The organism is Pseudomonas sp. MBLB4123 (assembly GCF_051904775.1).
Classification (GTDB): domain Bacteria; phylum Pseudomonadota; class Gammaproteobacteria; order Pseudomonadales; family Pseudomonadaceae; genus Aquipseudomonas; species Aquipseudomonas benzenivorans_B.
Window position 1 is genome coordinate 317,472 of record NZ_CP196711.1, and the last position, 13,374, is coordinate 330,845.

Consider the following 13,374-nt stretch of genomic DNA (forward strand, 5'->3'; position numbering starts at 1 on the left):
GGCCGTGAGGGAAGGTAAGCAATATGGTTCAGGTAAGAGCGCACCAGCCGATCAACGACGACGGCAGCATCAACCTCGAGGCCTGGCTCGATCACGTGCTCAGTGTCGACCCGGCGTTGGAGCGCGGGGCCCTGCGCGAGGCCTGCGAGTTCGCCCGCGAGGCCGAGCAGCAGGCCAATGCCGCGCAGAACCTGTGGGCCGAGGGCGCGTCGAGCTTTCGCGCCGGCCTGGAGATCGCCGAGATCCTCGCCGACCTCAAGCTCGACCAGGATTCCCTGGTGGCCGCGGTGGTCTACCGCGGCGTGCGCGAGGGCAAGGTGACCCTGGCCGCGGTGCATCAGCGCTTCGGCCCGGTGGTGGCCAAGCTGATCGACGGCGTGCTGCGCATGGCGGCGATCAGCGCCAGCCTGAATCCGCGCGACTCCCTGGTGCTCGGCTCCCAGGCCCAGGTGGAGAACCTGCGCAAGATGCTGGTGGCCATGGTCGACGACGTGCGCGTGGCGCTGATCAAGCTGGCCGAGCGCACCTGCGCGATCCGCGCAGTCAAGCACGCCGACGACGAGAAGCGCCAGCGGGTGGCGCGCGAGGTATTCGACATCTATGCGCCGCTGGCCCATCGCCTGGGCATTGGCCATATCAAGTGGGAGCTGGAGGACCTGTCCTTCCGTTACCTGGAGCCCGAGCAGTACAAGCAGATCGCCACCCTGCTGCACGAGCGCCGCCTGGACCGCGAGCAGTACATCAACGACGTGATGAGCCACCTGCGCCAGGAGCTGGACGCCACCGGGATCGAGGCCGACATCAGCGGCCGGGCGAAGCACATCTACTCGATCTGGCGCAAGATGCAGCGCAAGGGCCTGCAGTTCAGCCAGATCTACGACGTGCGTGCGGTACGCGTGCTGGTGCCGCAAATGCGCGACTGCTACACGGCCCTCGGCATCGTCCACACCCTGTGGCGGCACATCCCCAAGGAGTTCGACGACTACATCGCCAACCCCAAGGAGAACGGCTACCGCTCGCTGCACACCGCGGTGCTCGGCCCGGAGGGCAAGGTGCTGGAGGTGCAGATCCGCACCCACGCCATGCACGAGGAGGCCGAGCTGGGCGTGTGTGCGCACTGGCGCTACAAGGGCACCGACGTCAAGTCCGGCTCCAACCACTACGAGGAGAAGATCTCCTGGCTGCGTCAGGTGCTCGAATGGCACGAGGAGCTGGGCGATATCGGCGGCCTGGCCGAACAGCTGCGCGTCGACATCGAGCCGGATCGGGTCTATGTGTTCACCCCGGACGGCCATGCCATCGACCTGCCCAAGGGCGCCACGCCGCTGGACTTCGCCTACCGGGTGCACACCGAGATCGGCCACAACTGCCGCGGCGCCAAGATCAACGGGCGCATCGTGCCGCTCAACTACAGTCTGCAGACCGGCGAGCAGGTGGAGATCATCACCAGCAAGCACGGCACGCCGAGCCGCGACTGGCTGAACTCCAACCTGGGCTATGTGACCACCTCGCGGGCGCGGGCGAAGATCGTCCACTGGTTCAAGCTGCAGGACCGCGACCAGAACGTCGCCGCCGGCAAGGCCATGCTCGAGCGCGAGCTGGGGCGCCTGGCGCTGCCCCACGTGGACTTCGACGTGCTGGCCGAGAAGGCCAACCTGAAGACCGCCGAGGACCTGTTCGCCGCCCTCGGCGCCGGCGACGTGCGCCTGGCCCACCTGGTCAACCTGGCCCAGCAGCTGGTCGAGCCGGAGCGCGGCAGCGAACAGCTCGAGCTGATCCCGCGCAAGGCCCAGGGCTTCCGCCCGGGCAAGCGCGGCGACATCCAGATCCAGGGCGTGGGCAACCTGCTGACGCAGATGGCCGGTTGCTGTCAGCCGCTGCCGGGCGACCCGATCGTCGGCTATATCACCCTCGGTCGCGGGGTCAGCATCCACCGCCAGGACTGCGCCTCGGTGTTGCAGCTGGCCGGCCGCGAGCCGGAGCGGATCATCCAGGTCAGCTGGGGGCCGGTGCCGGTGCAGACCTACCCGGTGGACATCATCATCCGCGCCTACGACCGTTCCGGCCTGCTGCGCGACGTGACCCAGCTGCTGCTCAACGAGAAGCTCAACGTGCTGGCGGTCAATACCCAGTCGAACAAGGAAGACAACACCGCCTCGATGTCCATCACCGTGGAGATTCCCGGTCTGGACGCCTTGGGTCGCCTGCTCGGGCGCATCTCGCAGCTGCCCAATATCATCGAGGCGCGCCGCCACCGGGCTAGCTGAGTGGCCGCGCGCCGAACCGGGAAATTGCCATGTACCAACTCGACGACCTGCTGCACCTGATGGCCCGTCTGCGCGACCCGCAACACGGCTGTCCCTGGGACCTGAAACAGTCCTACGCCAGCATCGTGCCGCACACGATAGAGGAGGCCTACGAGGTGGCCGACGCCATCGAGCGCGGCGACTTCGCGCACCTGCCCGGCGAGCTGGGCGACCTGCTGTTCCAGGTCGTCTACTACAGCCAGCTGGCCCGCGAGGAGGGGCGCTTCGCCTTCGCCGAGGTGGTCGACGGCATCACCCGCAAACTGATCCGCCGCCATCCCCATGTGTTCCCCGATGGCGACCTGTACGGCGCGCCGGATGCGGCCAAACTGGAAGAGGCGGCGGTCAAGCAGCGCTGGGAGGAGCTCAAGGCCGAGGAGCGGGCCGAGAAGGCCGCCGCGCCGGAGCAGCTGTCCCTGCTCGACGACGTGCCCCAGGCCCTGCCGGCCTTGAGCCGGGCGGCCAAGCTGCAGAAGCGCGCCGCCCGGGTCGGCTTCGACTGGCCCGAGGCCCTGCCGGTGGTGGACAAGGTGCGCGAGGAGCTGGACGAGGTGCTCGAGGCCATGAGCGAGAACGACCCCGAGGCGATCGCCGAGGAACTCGGCGACCTGCTGTTCGTGGTCACCAACCTGGCCCGCCATCTCAGGGTCGATCCGGAGGCGGCGTTGCGTGCCGCCAATGGCAAGTTCGAGCAGCGTTTTCGTTTTATCGAGCGGGCCTTGCGCGAAGCGGGGCGGGCCATCGAAGATTGCGCCCTGGAAGACCTGGATGCGCTCTGGGGTGAAGCCAAGAAAATGGAAAAGCGCGACAGGCCGTCGGCCTGCTAGGCAGGTTCGAGAACGGCCCGTCCCCAATTAAATGTTCGTCGGTTAAAGGTAGGTTATGGCTCTTTCACTACGCGACCAGTTGCTCAAAGCCGGGCTGGTCAACGAGAAGCAGGCCAAGCAGGTCAGCAAAGAGAAGCAGAAGCAGAAGCGCCTGGAGCACAAGGGCCAAGTCGAGAAGGACGAGTCGCAGCAGCTCGCCGCCCGACAGGCCATGGCCGAGAAGGCCGCCCGCGACCAGGAGCTCAATCGCCAGCAGCAGGAGAAGGCCGAACAGAAGGCCCGCGCCGCGCAGATCAAGCAGTTGATCGAGCACTCGCGCCTGCCCAAGCTGACCACCGAGGACTACTACAACTTCGTCGACGACAAGAAGGTCAAGCGCCTGTCGGTGAACAAGCTGATGCGCGACAAGCTCAGCTGCGGCTCCCTGGCCATCGTCCGTCACGGCGGCGGTTACGAGGTGATCCCGCGGGAGGCGGCGCTGAAGATCCAGGCCCGCGATGCCCAGCGCATCGTCCTGCTCAACACCCAGGCCGAAGCGCCGGATGCCGACGATCCCTACGCCGCCTACCAGGTACCGGACGACCTGATGTGGTGACGGTGGCGTGAAAAAAGCCGGGCGTGTCCCGGCTTTTTTCTGCGCGGCACTCTGTGTCTAAGCTGTTCCTGATGCTTCCTCGAATGAGGGTCGCCCATGGATGATCGCTACCAACCGCTGAACTGCGACCTCTACGACTATCTGGAGATCGCCTGTCTGCATCGCTACCTGCTGCGCATCGAGCTGGTCGGCGGCGAGTGTCTGGAGGCCGAGGCGCTGACCACGCAAACCACGGCGAGCAAGGAGGAGTTCCTGCTGGTGCGGGGCGCCGCGGGCGAGCGGCGCCTGCGTCTCGACCGCCTGTTGGCGATCACCCCGCTGACCCCGGGGGCCAGCTTTGCCCGCGTGCGGCTGAACGTGGGCGGCTGCTGAACGCATAAAAAAGCCGGGCGTTGCCCGGCTATCGAGTGCACTGGCCTGCTCAGTCGCGGCGGCCTTGCACCGGCTTGCCGTCGACCGTGCCCTCGTCGAGCATGATCTGGTACTCCTTGCCGTCCTTCTCCACCTGATGCAGGCGCACCAGCAGGTAGCTCCAGTCCTTGGCGAACCAGAGGATGGTCTTGCGCTTGCTCTGGGTCGGGTCGCGCACGCGCTCGACCTTGACCGCATCGATCAGCCCGGCCTTGGTGCGTACGGTTTCTTCGCCCAGCACGCGGAAGTCGTAGGTCTCGATCTCGTCCCCGTCGACCACCTGGTAGCTCATGCTCTGCTTACCGGCGGCGACGTCGTGCTGCAGGGCCAGCTGGTAGGTCGACTTGTCCTGCAGGCCGAGGTTGAGCGGGAAGCGTACCGGCGTGCCGCGGTCGCTGCCGATCACCTGCTTGGCGCTCCAATCGAAGTCCTGCTCGACCACCTTGCCCTTGCCCAGGCCGCTGCGCTCGAAGCGATAGGTCTGCGGCAGGAAGGCGTCGTTTTCCAGGCGGAAGGTGCTCTGCTCGCTGAGGCTGGCGACCAGCATGGAGGCCTCGAAGCTGAGCTGCCAGCGGCCGTCGCCCAGGGCCTGCAGGCCGCGTTCGGCCGAGCCGCTGACCGGCACCTGCTTCCAGTCGGCGGTGTAGCTGGCGGAGAACGGCTTGAGCTCGGTGGCGAAAGCCGGCAGGCAAAACAGCGCGAAGACGAACGGTAAGGCGCGACGCATGGTGTCTCCTAGGTTCGGAATGGGTGACCGCTGCTGGGCAGCTTCTGGTCATCGAGCATCGCCCCTTGCTCGCCGAGGCGCAAGCGGCCCTCGGCGAACCAGCGCACGGCCAGTGGGTAGATCAGGTGTTCCTGTTCATGCACCCGCTGCGCCAGGCTGTCCGGCGAGTCGTCCGGCTGTACCGGAACCGCTGCCTGTACGACCAGGGGGCCGCCATCGAGTTCCTCGGTGACGAAATGCACGCTGCAGCCGTGTTCGCTATCGCCGGCCTCCAGCGCCCGCTGGTGGGTGTGCAGGCCCTTGTACTTGGGCAGCAGCGAGGGGTGGATATTCAGCAGGCGTCCGGCGTAGTGGCGGACGAAGCCGGGCGTGAGGATGCGCATGAAGCCGGCCAGCACCACCAGCTGCGGGTCGAAGCCGTCGATGGCCTCGATCAGCGCCGCATCGAAGGCCTCGCGGCCGTCGAAGGCCTTGTGGTCGAGGAGCCGGGTGGCGATGCCGGCGGCCTTGGCCCGCTCCAGGCCGTAGGCATCGGCGCGGTTGGCGATCACCGCACAGATGCGGGCCGGCTGGTCGCCGGCCCGGGTGCTGTCGATCAGCGCCTGCAGGTTGCTGCCGGAGCCGGAGATCAGCACCACGACATTGCAGTCGGCCATCAGTGGGCTTTCAGGTTGTTCAGCTGGACCTGGGCGGCGCCTTCGCCGGCGGCGGCGATCCGGCCGATGACCCAGGGCGCCTCGCCGCTGGCGCGCAGGTTGGTCAGGGTCGCTTCGACCTGCTCCTGGGCCACGCAGATGACCATGCCGACGCCGCAGTTGAGCACGCGGTGCATCTCGTGCTCGTCGACGTTGCCTTTCTCCTGCAGCCAGTCGAACACCGCCGGGCGCTCCCAGCTGGCCACGTCGATCACCGCCTGGGCGCCTTGCGGCAGCACGCGCGGGATGTTGTCCAGCAGGCCGCCGCCGGTGATGTGGGCCATGGCCTTAACCGCGCCGGTGTCCTTGATGAGTTTCAGCAGCGGCTTGACGTAGATGCGCGTCGGCGCCATCAGCAGCTCGGTCAGCGGCTGGCCGCCCAGCTGGATGCTCTCGATGTCGGCGCCGGAGACCTCGATGATCTTGCGGATCAGCGAGTAGCCGTTGGAGTGCGGGCCGGAGGAGGGCAGGGCGATCAGGGCGTCACCGGTGGTTACCTTGGAGCCGTCGATGATCTCGGCCTTCTCCACCACGCCGACGCAGAAGCCGGCCAGGTCGTAGTCTTCGCCCTCGTACATGCCCGGCATCTCGGCGGTCTCGCCGCCGACCAGGGAGCAGCCGGCCAGCTCGCAGCCGGCGCCGATGCCGGTGACCACGGTGGCGGCCACGTCGACGTTGAGCTTGCCGGTGGCGTAGTAGTCGAGGAAGAACAGCGGTTCGGCGCCGCACACCACCAGGTCGTTGACGCACATGGCCACCAGATCCTGGCCGATGCTGTCGTGCTTGTTCAGGTTCAGCGCCAGGCGCAGCTTGGTGCCGACGCCGTCGGTGCCGGACACCAGCACCGGCTGCTTGTAGCCGGCCGGGATCTCGCAGAGGGCGCCGAAGCCGCCCAGGCCACCCATGACTTCCGGACGGGCGGTGCGCTTGGCCACGCCCTTGATGCGTTCGACCAGGGCTTCGCCCGCGTCGATGTCTACGCCTGCGTCCTTGTAGCTGATGGAGGGTTGCTTGCTCATAGATCCAGGCCTTTGAAGGGGAATGCGGATGGGCACCGGCGCTGCAGCGGCCGGCCTGCGAAGGCGCGCGATTTTATCAGGCTTGCCGGGCAGCGGCCAGCCGGCCGGCGCCGCGGTTGCCGGGGCGCCGGCGGCTGTTTAAGGTATAGGGCTACGCGCGCCGCCTGCCAGGCCGTTGCGCGCCGACTTCCGCCCGTCGAGAGCCTGTCCCATGCGCCTGATCGCCCGCCTGCTCGTCCTGTGTCTGCCGCTGTTGAGTCTACCCAGCCTTGCCGAGACCGTGAGCGACCTCTATCAGGTGCGCGAGCCGGTCGACAGCCAGCAACCGGAGGCGCGCGATGCGGCACTGGGGCGCGCCCTGGATACCCTGGTGCTACGCCTGACCGGCAGTCGCGACGCGGCGCAGAGCCCGGCGCTGGCCGAGCTGCGCAAGGACCCGCAACAGATCGTCGCGCAGTACGGCTACGAGGGCGACAACCTGCTGGTGGACTTCGACCCGCTCAGCACCGATCGCCACCTGCGCCAGGCCGGGTTGGCGCTGTGGGGCGCCAACCGCCCGGCGATTATCGCCTGGTGGCTGAATGAGGGCGTCGGGGGTGTCAGCCTGGTCGGCGATGGCCAGGACAGCGCCGCCACCCTGCGCCGCGCCGCGCAACACCGCGGCCTGCCGCTGCGCCTGCCGCTGGCCGACCTCAGCGAGCAGCTGCTGGCGACGCCCGACAGCCTCGGCGCCAATGATCCCGAGGCCCTGCGCTCGGCCTCCGAACGCTATGCCGCCGATGCCCTGCTGGCGGTGCAGGCCCGCGAAGCCGATGGTCAGTGGCAGGGGCAGTGGCGCCTGTGGCTGGGGGATGGTCGCGAGCAGGGCAAGGTCCAGGGCGCTAACCAGAATGAACTGGCCGATGCCGTGTTCCTGGCGGTCAGCGAGCGCCTGGCGCCGCGCTTCGTGGTGGCTCCAGGCTCTGCCTCCAGTCTGACCCTGGAGGTCCAAGGCGTCGACCTGGCCCGTTATGCCGAGCTGCAGCGCACCCTCGAGCCGCTCGGCGCGCAGCTGACCCAGGTGCAGGGCGACCGCGTCCTCTACCGGGTCAATGCCAGTGCCGAGCAGCTGCGGGCGCAATTGGGGCTGTTGCGCCTGCAGGAAGTAGCGGCCGAGGCCGCGCCTATCGATGCCGGTCCGTCTCCGGCGCCACAGGTGATTCCGCGCACCGAAATTCTGCGCTTTCGCTGGTAGACTGCCGCCCCCGTTAGGCTTAGGCCCGGTCACTCGCCGCACTTTGGCGGCGACTGTCGAGCGGGCGGCGGCAGAGTGAGGCCATGGGGCGCTCTGCGGTTCTTGTCATGCTCCGGGCATTACCTTTCGCCAACTGAGGGCCGAGGATGATCGATTCACGTCGCTGGCTATGGATAGCTGGGTTGCTGCTGCTCGGCTGGCTGCTCTATCTGTTGCACCCTATTCTCGCCCCCTTCCTGATCGGCGTGCTGCTGGCCTATCTGGGCGACCCCCTGGTCGACCGCCTGGAGCGCTGGAAACTGTCGCGCACCTGGGGCGTGATCCTGGTATTCGTGCTGTTCGGCCTGATCTTCGCGCTCATGCTGCTGGTGCTGGTGCCGATGCTCGGCAAGCAGCTGCTGCGGCTCTATGAACTGACCCCACAGATGCTCGACTGGGCACAACACCAAGCCTTGCCCTGGGTGCAGGCGCAGCTGGGCCTGGGCGACGGCTTCTGGCGTTTCGATCAACTCAAGGCCGCGTTGTCCGGGCACCTGGGCAAGACCACCGACATCCTCGGCCAGGTGCTGTCGCGTGCCACCGCCTCGGGCCTAGCCCTGGTGGCCTGGCTGGCCAATCTGCTGCTGATCCCGGTGGTGACCTTCTATCTGCTGCGCGACTGGGACCTGATGCTCGCCAAGCTGCGCGGGCTGTTGCCGCGCAGTCGGGAAGGTCTGGTGGTGACCCTGTTCGGCGAATGCCATGAAGTGCTCGGCGCCTTCCTGCGCGGGCAGTTGCTGGTGATGCTGGCGTTGGGCCTGGTGTATGCCGCCGGCTTGATGCTGGTCGGCCTGGAGCTGGGCCTGCTGATCGGCCTGCTGGCCGGTCTGGCCAGCATCGTGCCTTACCTGGGCGTGGTGGTCGGGGTGGCAGCGGCGTTGACCGCCGGGGTGTTCCAGTTCGGCGGGGAACTCTACCCGCTGCTGGCCATCGCCGCGGTATTCGTTGTCGGCCAGTTGCTCGAGGGCATGCTCCTGACCCCCTTGCTGGTGGGCGACCGCATCGGCCTGCATCCGGTGGCGGTGATCTTCGCCATCATGGCCGGAGGCCAGCTGTTCGGCTTCAGCGGCGTGCTGCTAGCCCTGCCGGTGGCCGCGGTGATTATGGTTTTGCTGCGCCATGCCCATGATTTCTATAAACTTTCCGCACTTTACGGAGAGTCCCCCAGCGGCTCCGACGAACCGCCGAGTCCCGCATGACGCCCATTCAATTGCCATTAGGTGTTCGCCTTCGCGACGACGCCACTTTCGCCAACTACTATCCCGGGGCCAATGCCGCCGCGCTGGGCTATGTCGAGCGCCTGTGCGAGGCCGAGGCCGGCTGGACGGAAAGCCTGATCTACCTCTGGGGGGGCGAAGGCGTCGGCTGCAGCCACCTGCTGCAGGCGGCTTGCCTGCGCTTCGAGCAGCGTGGCGAACCGGCGGTGTACCTGCCGCTGGCGGAGGTTGCGGCGTACGGCCCGGACCTGCTGGACAACCTCGAACAGTGCGAACTGGTGTGCCTCGATCAGCTGGATGCCGTGGCCGGCCGTAGCGACTGGGAGGAGGCGTTGTTCCATCTGTTCAATCGCCTGCGCGACAGCGGCCGACGCCTGCTGCTGGCCGCCGCCAGGTCGCCGCGCGAGTTGCCGGTGGCGCTGCCCGACCTGCAGTCGCGGCTGACCCTGGCGCTGGTCTTCCAGCTGCACGAACTGTCCGATGAGGACAAGCTTCGTGCCCTGCAGCTGCGCGCCTCGCGCCGCGGCCTGAATATGAGCGATGAGGTCGGCCGTTTCATCCTCACCCGCGGCGAGCGCAGCATGAGTGCGTTGTTCGAGTTGCTCGAGCGTCTCGATCAGGCCTCGTTGCAGGCTCAGCGCAAGCTGACCATCCCCTTCCTGAAGGAAACCCTGGGCTGGTGACGACTCGTTCGGGCGCCGCCGTGCTGGCGGCATCCAAGCCCGATTGAAACGTGACGGGCGAATGAGTCGGTCAGCTCTCCCCAGCCAGCCTACGCTGGTACTGGAAGCGCCAGCGGGTATACATCAGGGCCGCGCAGAACAGGCTGAGGCTCAGCAGGGTCTCCAGCCAGCCGAATAGCGCCTTGGACGGGTCGAAGGCGGCCAGTACGCCCTGGATGAAATACAGGTTGACCACGAAGCAGGTCCAGGCATGGGCGCGGGCGTTGCCCAGGATCAGGCCGGGCGCCAGCAGCAGCAGCGGCGTCAGCTGGAAGGCCAGGATCACCCAGAGCAGCTTGTCCGGCAATTCGGCGAACGCCAGGTTCCACACCAGCAACAGCACCGTCAGGGCGAGGAAGCTGAGCAGGCTGACGATGCGGCTGACGGCCAGGCGCGGTTTGAGCCAATCCAGGGCCGGCAGGGGTTTGGCAGATCTAGCCACGGGCGCTCTCCAGTTTCTTCGCGGTCTGCCCCAGACGCTGGCCGAGGCTTCGGCACAGGGCGATTTCGTGTTCGTCCAGGGGACGCTTGCCGTCGGCGCCGGCGTGGTGGCTGGGGCCGTAGGGGGTGCCGCCGCCGCGGGTTTCCAGCAGGGCGGATTCGCTGTAGGGCAGGCCGGTGACCAGCATGCCGTGGTGCATCAGGGGCAGAAGCATCGACAGCAGGGTGGTTTCCTGGCCGCCATGCAGGCTGGCGGTGGAGGTGAACACGCCGGCTGGTTTGCCGACCAGGCCGCCGCTGAGCCACAGGCTGCTGGTGCCGTCGAGGAAATACTTCAGCGGCGCGGCCATGTTGCCGAAGCGCGTCGGGCTGCCGAGGGCCAGGCCGGCGCAGTGCTTCAGGTCGTCGAGGCTGACGTAGAGCGCGCCTTCCTCGGGAATCTCCGGTGCGACTGCTTCGCACTCGGTGGATACCGGCGCAACGGTGCGCAGGCGCGCCTCCAGGCCGCTCATCTCGACGCCGCGGGCAATCTGCCGGGCCATCTCGGCCGTGGCGCCGTGGCGGCTGTAGTAGAGCACCAGAATGTAGGCCGAACTCAAGGCAGCAGCTCCAGAACCTTCTCCGGCGGGCGGCCGATCACAGCCTTGTCTCCGGCGATCAGTATCGGTCGTTCGATCAGCTTGGGATGGCTGGCCATGGCCTCGATCAGTTGGGCTTCACTCAGGCCGGCGTCGGCCAGGTTGAGGGTGCGGTACTCCTCCTCGCCGCTGCGCAGCAGCTGGCGGGCGCCGATGCCGAGCTTGTCCAGCAGCTCCTGCAGTTGCGCGGCGCTGGGCGGGGTCTCCAGGTAGCGCACGATGGTCGGGCTCAGGCCGCGTTCTTCCAGGAGTTGCAGGGCGCCGCGGGATTTCGAGCAGCGTGGGTTGTGGTACAGGGTCAGGTCGGTCATATGGGGTTCGCATCTCGGGTCGAGTGGCGGCTATTCTAACCGCGTAGCGGCTCGAGTCTGAACAGTACGACGCAGGGCTGGGCGGGTCGGCCAATCGCTAAGGAGAGGGCATGGGGCAGCGTTTTACCGATTGGCTGGAGTTCTGGCGCTTTCTGCTGCAGCGTTTTTTCGCCGATCGCGGCGCCAACACTGCCGCGGCCCTGACCTACACCACGCTGTTCGCCGTGGTGCCGATGATGACCGTGACCTTCTCCATGCTCTCGGCCGTGCCGGCCTTCCAGGGCACGGGCGAGCAGATCCAGAGTTTCATCTTCCATAACTTCGTGCCCTCGGCCGGCGAGACGGTGCAGGGCTATCTGCGCGATTTCACCGCGCAGGCCCGGCAGCTGACCTGGGTCGGCGTGGCGGTGCTGGCGGTCACCGCGTTCTGGATGCTGGTGACCATTGAGAAAGCCTTCAACACCATCTGGCGGGTGCGCCAGGCCAGGCGCGGGGTATCGAGTTTTCTCCTGTACTGGGCGATCCTCAGTCTGGGCCCCATTCTCCTGGGCGCCGGCTTCGCGATCAGTACCTATATCGCTTCGTTGTCGCTGATCTCCGGCCCTGACGCGCTGCTCGGTGCCGAGACGCTACTGGCGTTGATGCCGCTGGCCTTCAGTGTGGCGGCGTTCACCTTGCTCTATGCGTCTGTGCCGAATGCACGGGTGCCACTGTCACACGCCTTTATGGGGGGGTTGTTCACTGCTGTGCTGTTCGAGTTGGCCAAGGCGCTGTTCGGCCTATATGTGCAGTTGTTTCCGGGTTACCAGTTGATCTACGGCGCCTTTGCCACGGTGCCGTTGTTTCTCCTGTGGATCTACCTGTCCTGGCTGATCGTGCTATTCGGTGCCGAGCTGGTGTGCAATCTGGGTACCACCCATCAGTGGCGCCGTCGGGTTATGCCGCGTCTGCTGGTAGTGCTAGCGATCTTGCGGGTGTTCCACGAGCGCCAGCAATCCGGGCTGAAGGTGCGTCATCGCGATATGCGGCGGCAGGGTTGGCCCCTGCCGGAGCATGAGTGGGAGGAGGTGCTAGAGTTTCTCGAAAGCCAGCATTTGGTCGCCTCGACTGGGGCGGGGGCCTGGGTATTGAGCCGTGACCTGGCGCACTACAGCTTGCAACAATTGCTGAGCCACAGCCCCTGGCCGCTGCCGCGGCTCGGTCAACTGCCGGAACTCTTGGACGAACCCTGGTATCCGGGCCTGCGCAGCGCCTTGGAGCGTTTGCACGAGGAGCAGGCGACACTGTTCGGCGAGAGCCTGGCGGACTGGCTGCATCCTGTGCAGAGGTGACAAAAAACGTCAGTTTGCGGCGCTGCGATGGCGTGGGTTCACGCCTGGCGGTGGCGGTGGTGTCCGAATCAAGCGGCTGCGGGGCTGGCATGCTTCTGGCATTAAGCCCCTACAACATCGCAATCGGGCTGCAGGGCGGCCAGGGATTGTCAGAGAGGACGGGTGGGCTATGACGACGACCAAGGGCAGGGTAATTCATCTCTATCAGCGTGACCCGCAGGAAGCGCTGGAGCGGCTGAATCGTATTACCGGGCTGTGTTTCGTGCGCTGGCCGGAGTCGTTGGCTCAGCCCGCGCCGAACGATGCCTCGGCCGAACCGCAGCAGCCGGCCGAGCCCCTCATCGGGTGTGGTTTGGAGTCCGCTTAGCCCTGGCTGCTCGCCAGCACCTGATCGTTGTCCTTGCGTGCGGGCTCGACGGCCTGAACGAACAGCTCTTCGACCACCAGGCTTTGCGTCGGCACCGCCGAGCGCAGGCGCACCTGCATGTCCTCTATCTTCTGCTTGACCGGCAACCGGGCAATGCCGGAGAGCAGGATCTTGCTGTGAGCATTGACCTTGCCATGGTCCACCGCGACTTCGCGCCGTTTGCCGCCATCGCGGTAATTGATCAGCAGGGAAACGGGTAGGTTGGCTAGCCCCGGCAATTGCAGCCAGGTGGCGACGTTGTATTCGGCGACACGTCCTTCGTAGGGCGTGACTTGCAGGCGGGCAACTTCGACGATGCGCTCCGGTACCTGTCCGATCAACTTGTCGTGGGCTTGGGTCATGGTCGCTGTCTTCCAGGCTGATGGCGGATCGATTCAAGCATTAGGCCTGGAAATTATAAGCGGGGCGCGCGGGGGGAATCTGTGCGCTTGGCC

16 protein-coding genes are annotated in these 13,374 nt (G+C 66.7%); 9 read left to right on the forward strand and 7 right to left on the reverse strand.

Going from position 1 to position 13,374, the window contains the following annotated elements; translation table 11 throughout:
- The first annotated feature begins 23 nt into the window (after positions 1 to 23).
- From relA to ACSX1C_RS01550, 4 genes are all read left to right on the forward strand, one after another.
- Entirely contained in the window at positions 24 to 2,267 is a 2,244-nt protein-coding gene (gene relA, locus ACSX1C_RS01535) for a GTP diphosphokinase (protein ID WP_439887941.1), read from the forward strand.
- 29 nt (positions 2,268 to 2,296) lie between these two features.
- Positions 2,297 to 3,133, forward strand: a complete 837-nt coding sequence (mazG, locus tag ACSX1C_RS01540; protein ID WP_439887942.1) for a nucleoside triphosphate pyrophosphohydrolase — start codon at positions 2,297 to 2,299, stop codon at positions 3,131 to 3,133.
- Positions 3,134 to 3,188: 55 nt separating this feature from the next.
- Positions 3,189 to 3,728, forward strand: a complete 540-nt coding sequence (locus ACSX1C_RS01545) for a DUF2058 domain-containing protein (RefSeq protein WP_318642707.1) — start codon at positions 3,189 to 3,191, stop codon at positions 3,726 to 3,728.
- 96 nt (positions 3,729 to 3,824) lie between these two features.
- Positions 3,825 to 4,100, forward strand: coding sequence for a Rho-binding antiterminator (locus tag ACSX1C_RS01550; RefSeq protein ID WP_439887943.1), 276 nt, complete (start codon positions 3,825 to 3,827; stop codon positions 4,098 to 4,100).
- A gap of 49 nt (positions 4,101 to 4,149) precedes the next feature.
- Here ACSX1C_RS01550 and ACSX1C_RS01555 read toward each other — a convergent pair whose 3' ends face one another.
- Genes ACSX1C_RS01555 through purM form a run of 3 tightly spaced genes read right to left on the reverse strand, consistent with a single transcriptional unit; the run spans position 4,150 to position 6,580 of the window.
- Positions 4,150 to 4,866: a DUF3108 domain-containing protein gene (locus ACSX1C_RS01555; RefSeq protein WP_439887944.1), complete on the reverse strand. Its 717-nt coding sequence runs from the start codon at positions 4,864 to 4,866 to the stop codon at positions 4,150 to 4,152.
- Between the two features lie 8 nt (positions 4,867 to 4,874).
- On the reverse strand, positions 4,875 to 5,522 hold the full coding sequence (gene purN / locus ACSX1C_RS01560) for a phosphoribosylglycinamide formyltransferase (RefSeq protein WP_439887945.1): 648 nt from the start codon (positions 5,520 to 5,522) through the stop codon (positions 4,875 to 4,877).
- Positions 5,522 to 6,580 carry a phosphoribosylformylglycinamidine cyclo-ligase gene (gene purM, locus ACSX1C_RS01565; protein ID WP_439887946.1) on the reverse strand — a complete coding sequence of 353 codons (1,059 nt, stop codon included), beginning with the start codon at positions 6,578 to 6,580 and terminating at the stop codon, positions 5,522 to 5,524. Before purM ends, purN begins: the two co-directional genes overlap by 1 nt.
- A 211-nt stretch (positions 6,581 to 6,791) precedes the next feature.
- Here purM and ACSX1C_RS01570 point away from each other — a divergent pair, with 211 nt between their 5' ends.
- From ACSX1C_RS01570 to hda, 3 genes are all read left to right on the forward strand, one after another.
- Positions 6,792 to 7,814 (forward strand): DUF2066 domain-containing protein, encoded by a 1,023-nt coding sequence (locus ACSX1C_RS01570; protein ID WP_439887947.1) that lies wholly within the window; start codon positions 6,792 to 6,794, stop codon positions 7,812 to 7,814.
- A gap of 146 nt (positions 7,815 to 7,960) precedes the next feature.
- On the forward strand, positions 7,961 to 9,052 hold the full coding sequence (locus ACSX1C_RS01575) for an AI-2E family transporter (RefSeq protein ID WP_439887948.1): 1,092 nt from the start codon (positions 7,961 to 7,963) through the stop codon (positions 9,050 to 9,052).
- Positions 9,049 to 9,753: a DnaA regulatory inactivator Hda gene (gene hda, locus ACSX1C_RS01580; RefSeq protein WP_318642693.1), complete on the forward strand. Its 705-nt coding sequence runs from the start codon at positions 9,049 to 9,051 to the stop codon at positions 9,751 to 9,753. The genes ACSX1C_RS01575 and hda overlap by 4 nt, the downstream gene beginning before the upstream one ends.
- A 70-nt stretch (positions 9,754 to 9,823) precedes the next feature.
- On the opposite strand, the gene ACSX1C_RS01585 is transcribed toward hda, so the two are convergent.
- From ACSX1C_RS01585 to arsC, 3 genes are read right to left on the reverse strand one after another with little or no spacing between them, the layout of a single operon-like run.
- Positions 9,824 to 10,234, reverse strand: coding sequence for a DUF2069 domain-containing protein (locus ACSX1C_RS01585; protein WP_318642691.1), 411 nt, complete (start codon positions 10,232 to 10,234; stop codon positions 9,824 to 9,826).
- Positions 10,227 to 10,832, reverse strand: a complete 606-nt coding sequence (gene wrbA / locus ACSX1C_RS01590; RefSeq protein ID WP_439887949.1) for an NAD(P)H:quinone oxidoreductase — start codon at positions 10,830 to 10,832, stop codon at positions 10,227 to 10,229. The genes ACSX1C_RS01585 and wrbA overlap by 8 nt, the downstream gene beginning before the upstream one ends.
- The gene (gene arsC / locus ACSX1C_RS01595; RefSeq protein ID WP_439887950.1) at positions 10,829 to 11,182 is read right to left on the reverse strand and encodes an arsenate reductase (glutaredoxin); all 354 of its coding nucleotides are present in this window, start codon (positions 11,180 to 11,182) and stop codon (positions 10,829 to 10,831) included. The genes wrbA and arsC overlap by 4 nt, the downstream gene beginning before the upstream one ends.
- Positions 11,183 to 11,292: 110 nt before the next feature.
- Between arsC and ACSX1C_RS01600 the strand changes: the two genes are divergently transcribed.
- Positions 11,293 to 12,513: a virulence factor BrkB family protein gene (locus ACSX1C_RS01600; protein ID WP_439887951.1), complete on the forward strand. Its 1,221-nt coding sequence runs from the start codon at positions 11,293 to 11,295 to the stop codon at positions 12,511 to 12,513.
- A 169-nt stretch (positions 12,514 to 12,682) separates the two neighbouring features.
- On the forward strand, positions 12,683 to 12,880 hold the full coding sequence (locus tag ACSX1C_RS01605) for a hypothetical protein (protein WP_439887952.1): 198 nt from the start codon (positions 12,683 to 12,685) through the stop codon (positions 12,878 to 12,880).
- On the opposite strand, the gene ACSX1C_RS01610 is transcribed toward ACSX1C_RS01605, so the two are convergent.
- The gene (locus ACSX1C_RS01610; protein ID WP_318642680.1) at positions 12,877 to 13,281 is read right to left on the reverse strand and encodes a hypothetical protein; all 405 of its coding nucleotides are present in this window, start codon (positions 13,279 to 13,281) and stop codon (positions 12,877 to 12,879) included. The genes ACSX1C_RS01605 and ACSX1C_RS01610 overlap by 4 nt on opposite strands.
- Positions 13,282 to 13,374 lie beyond the last annotated feature (93 nt).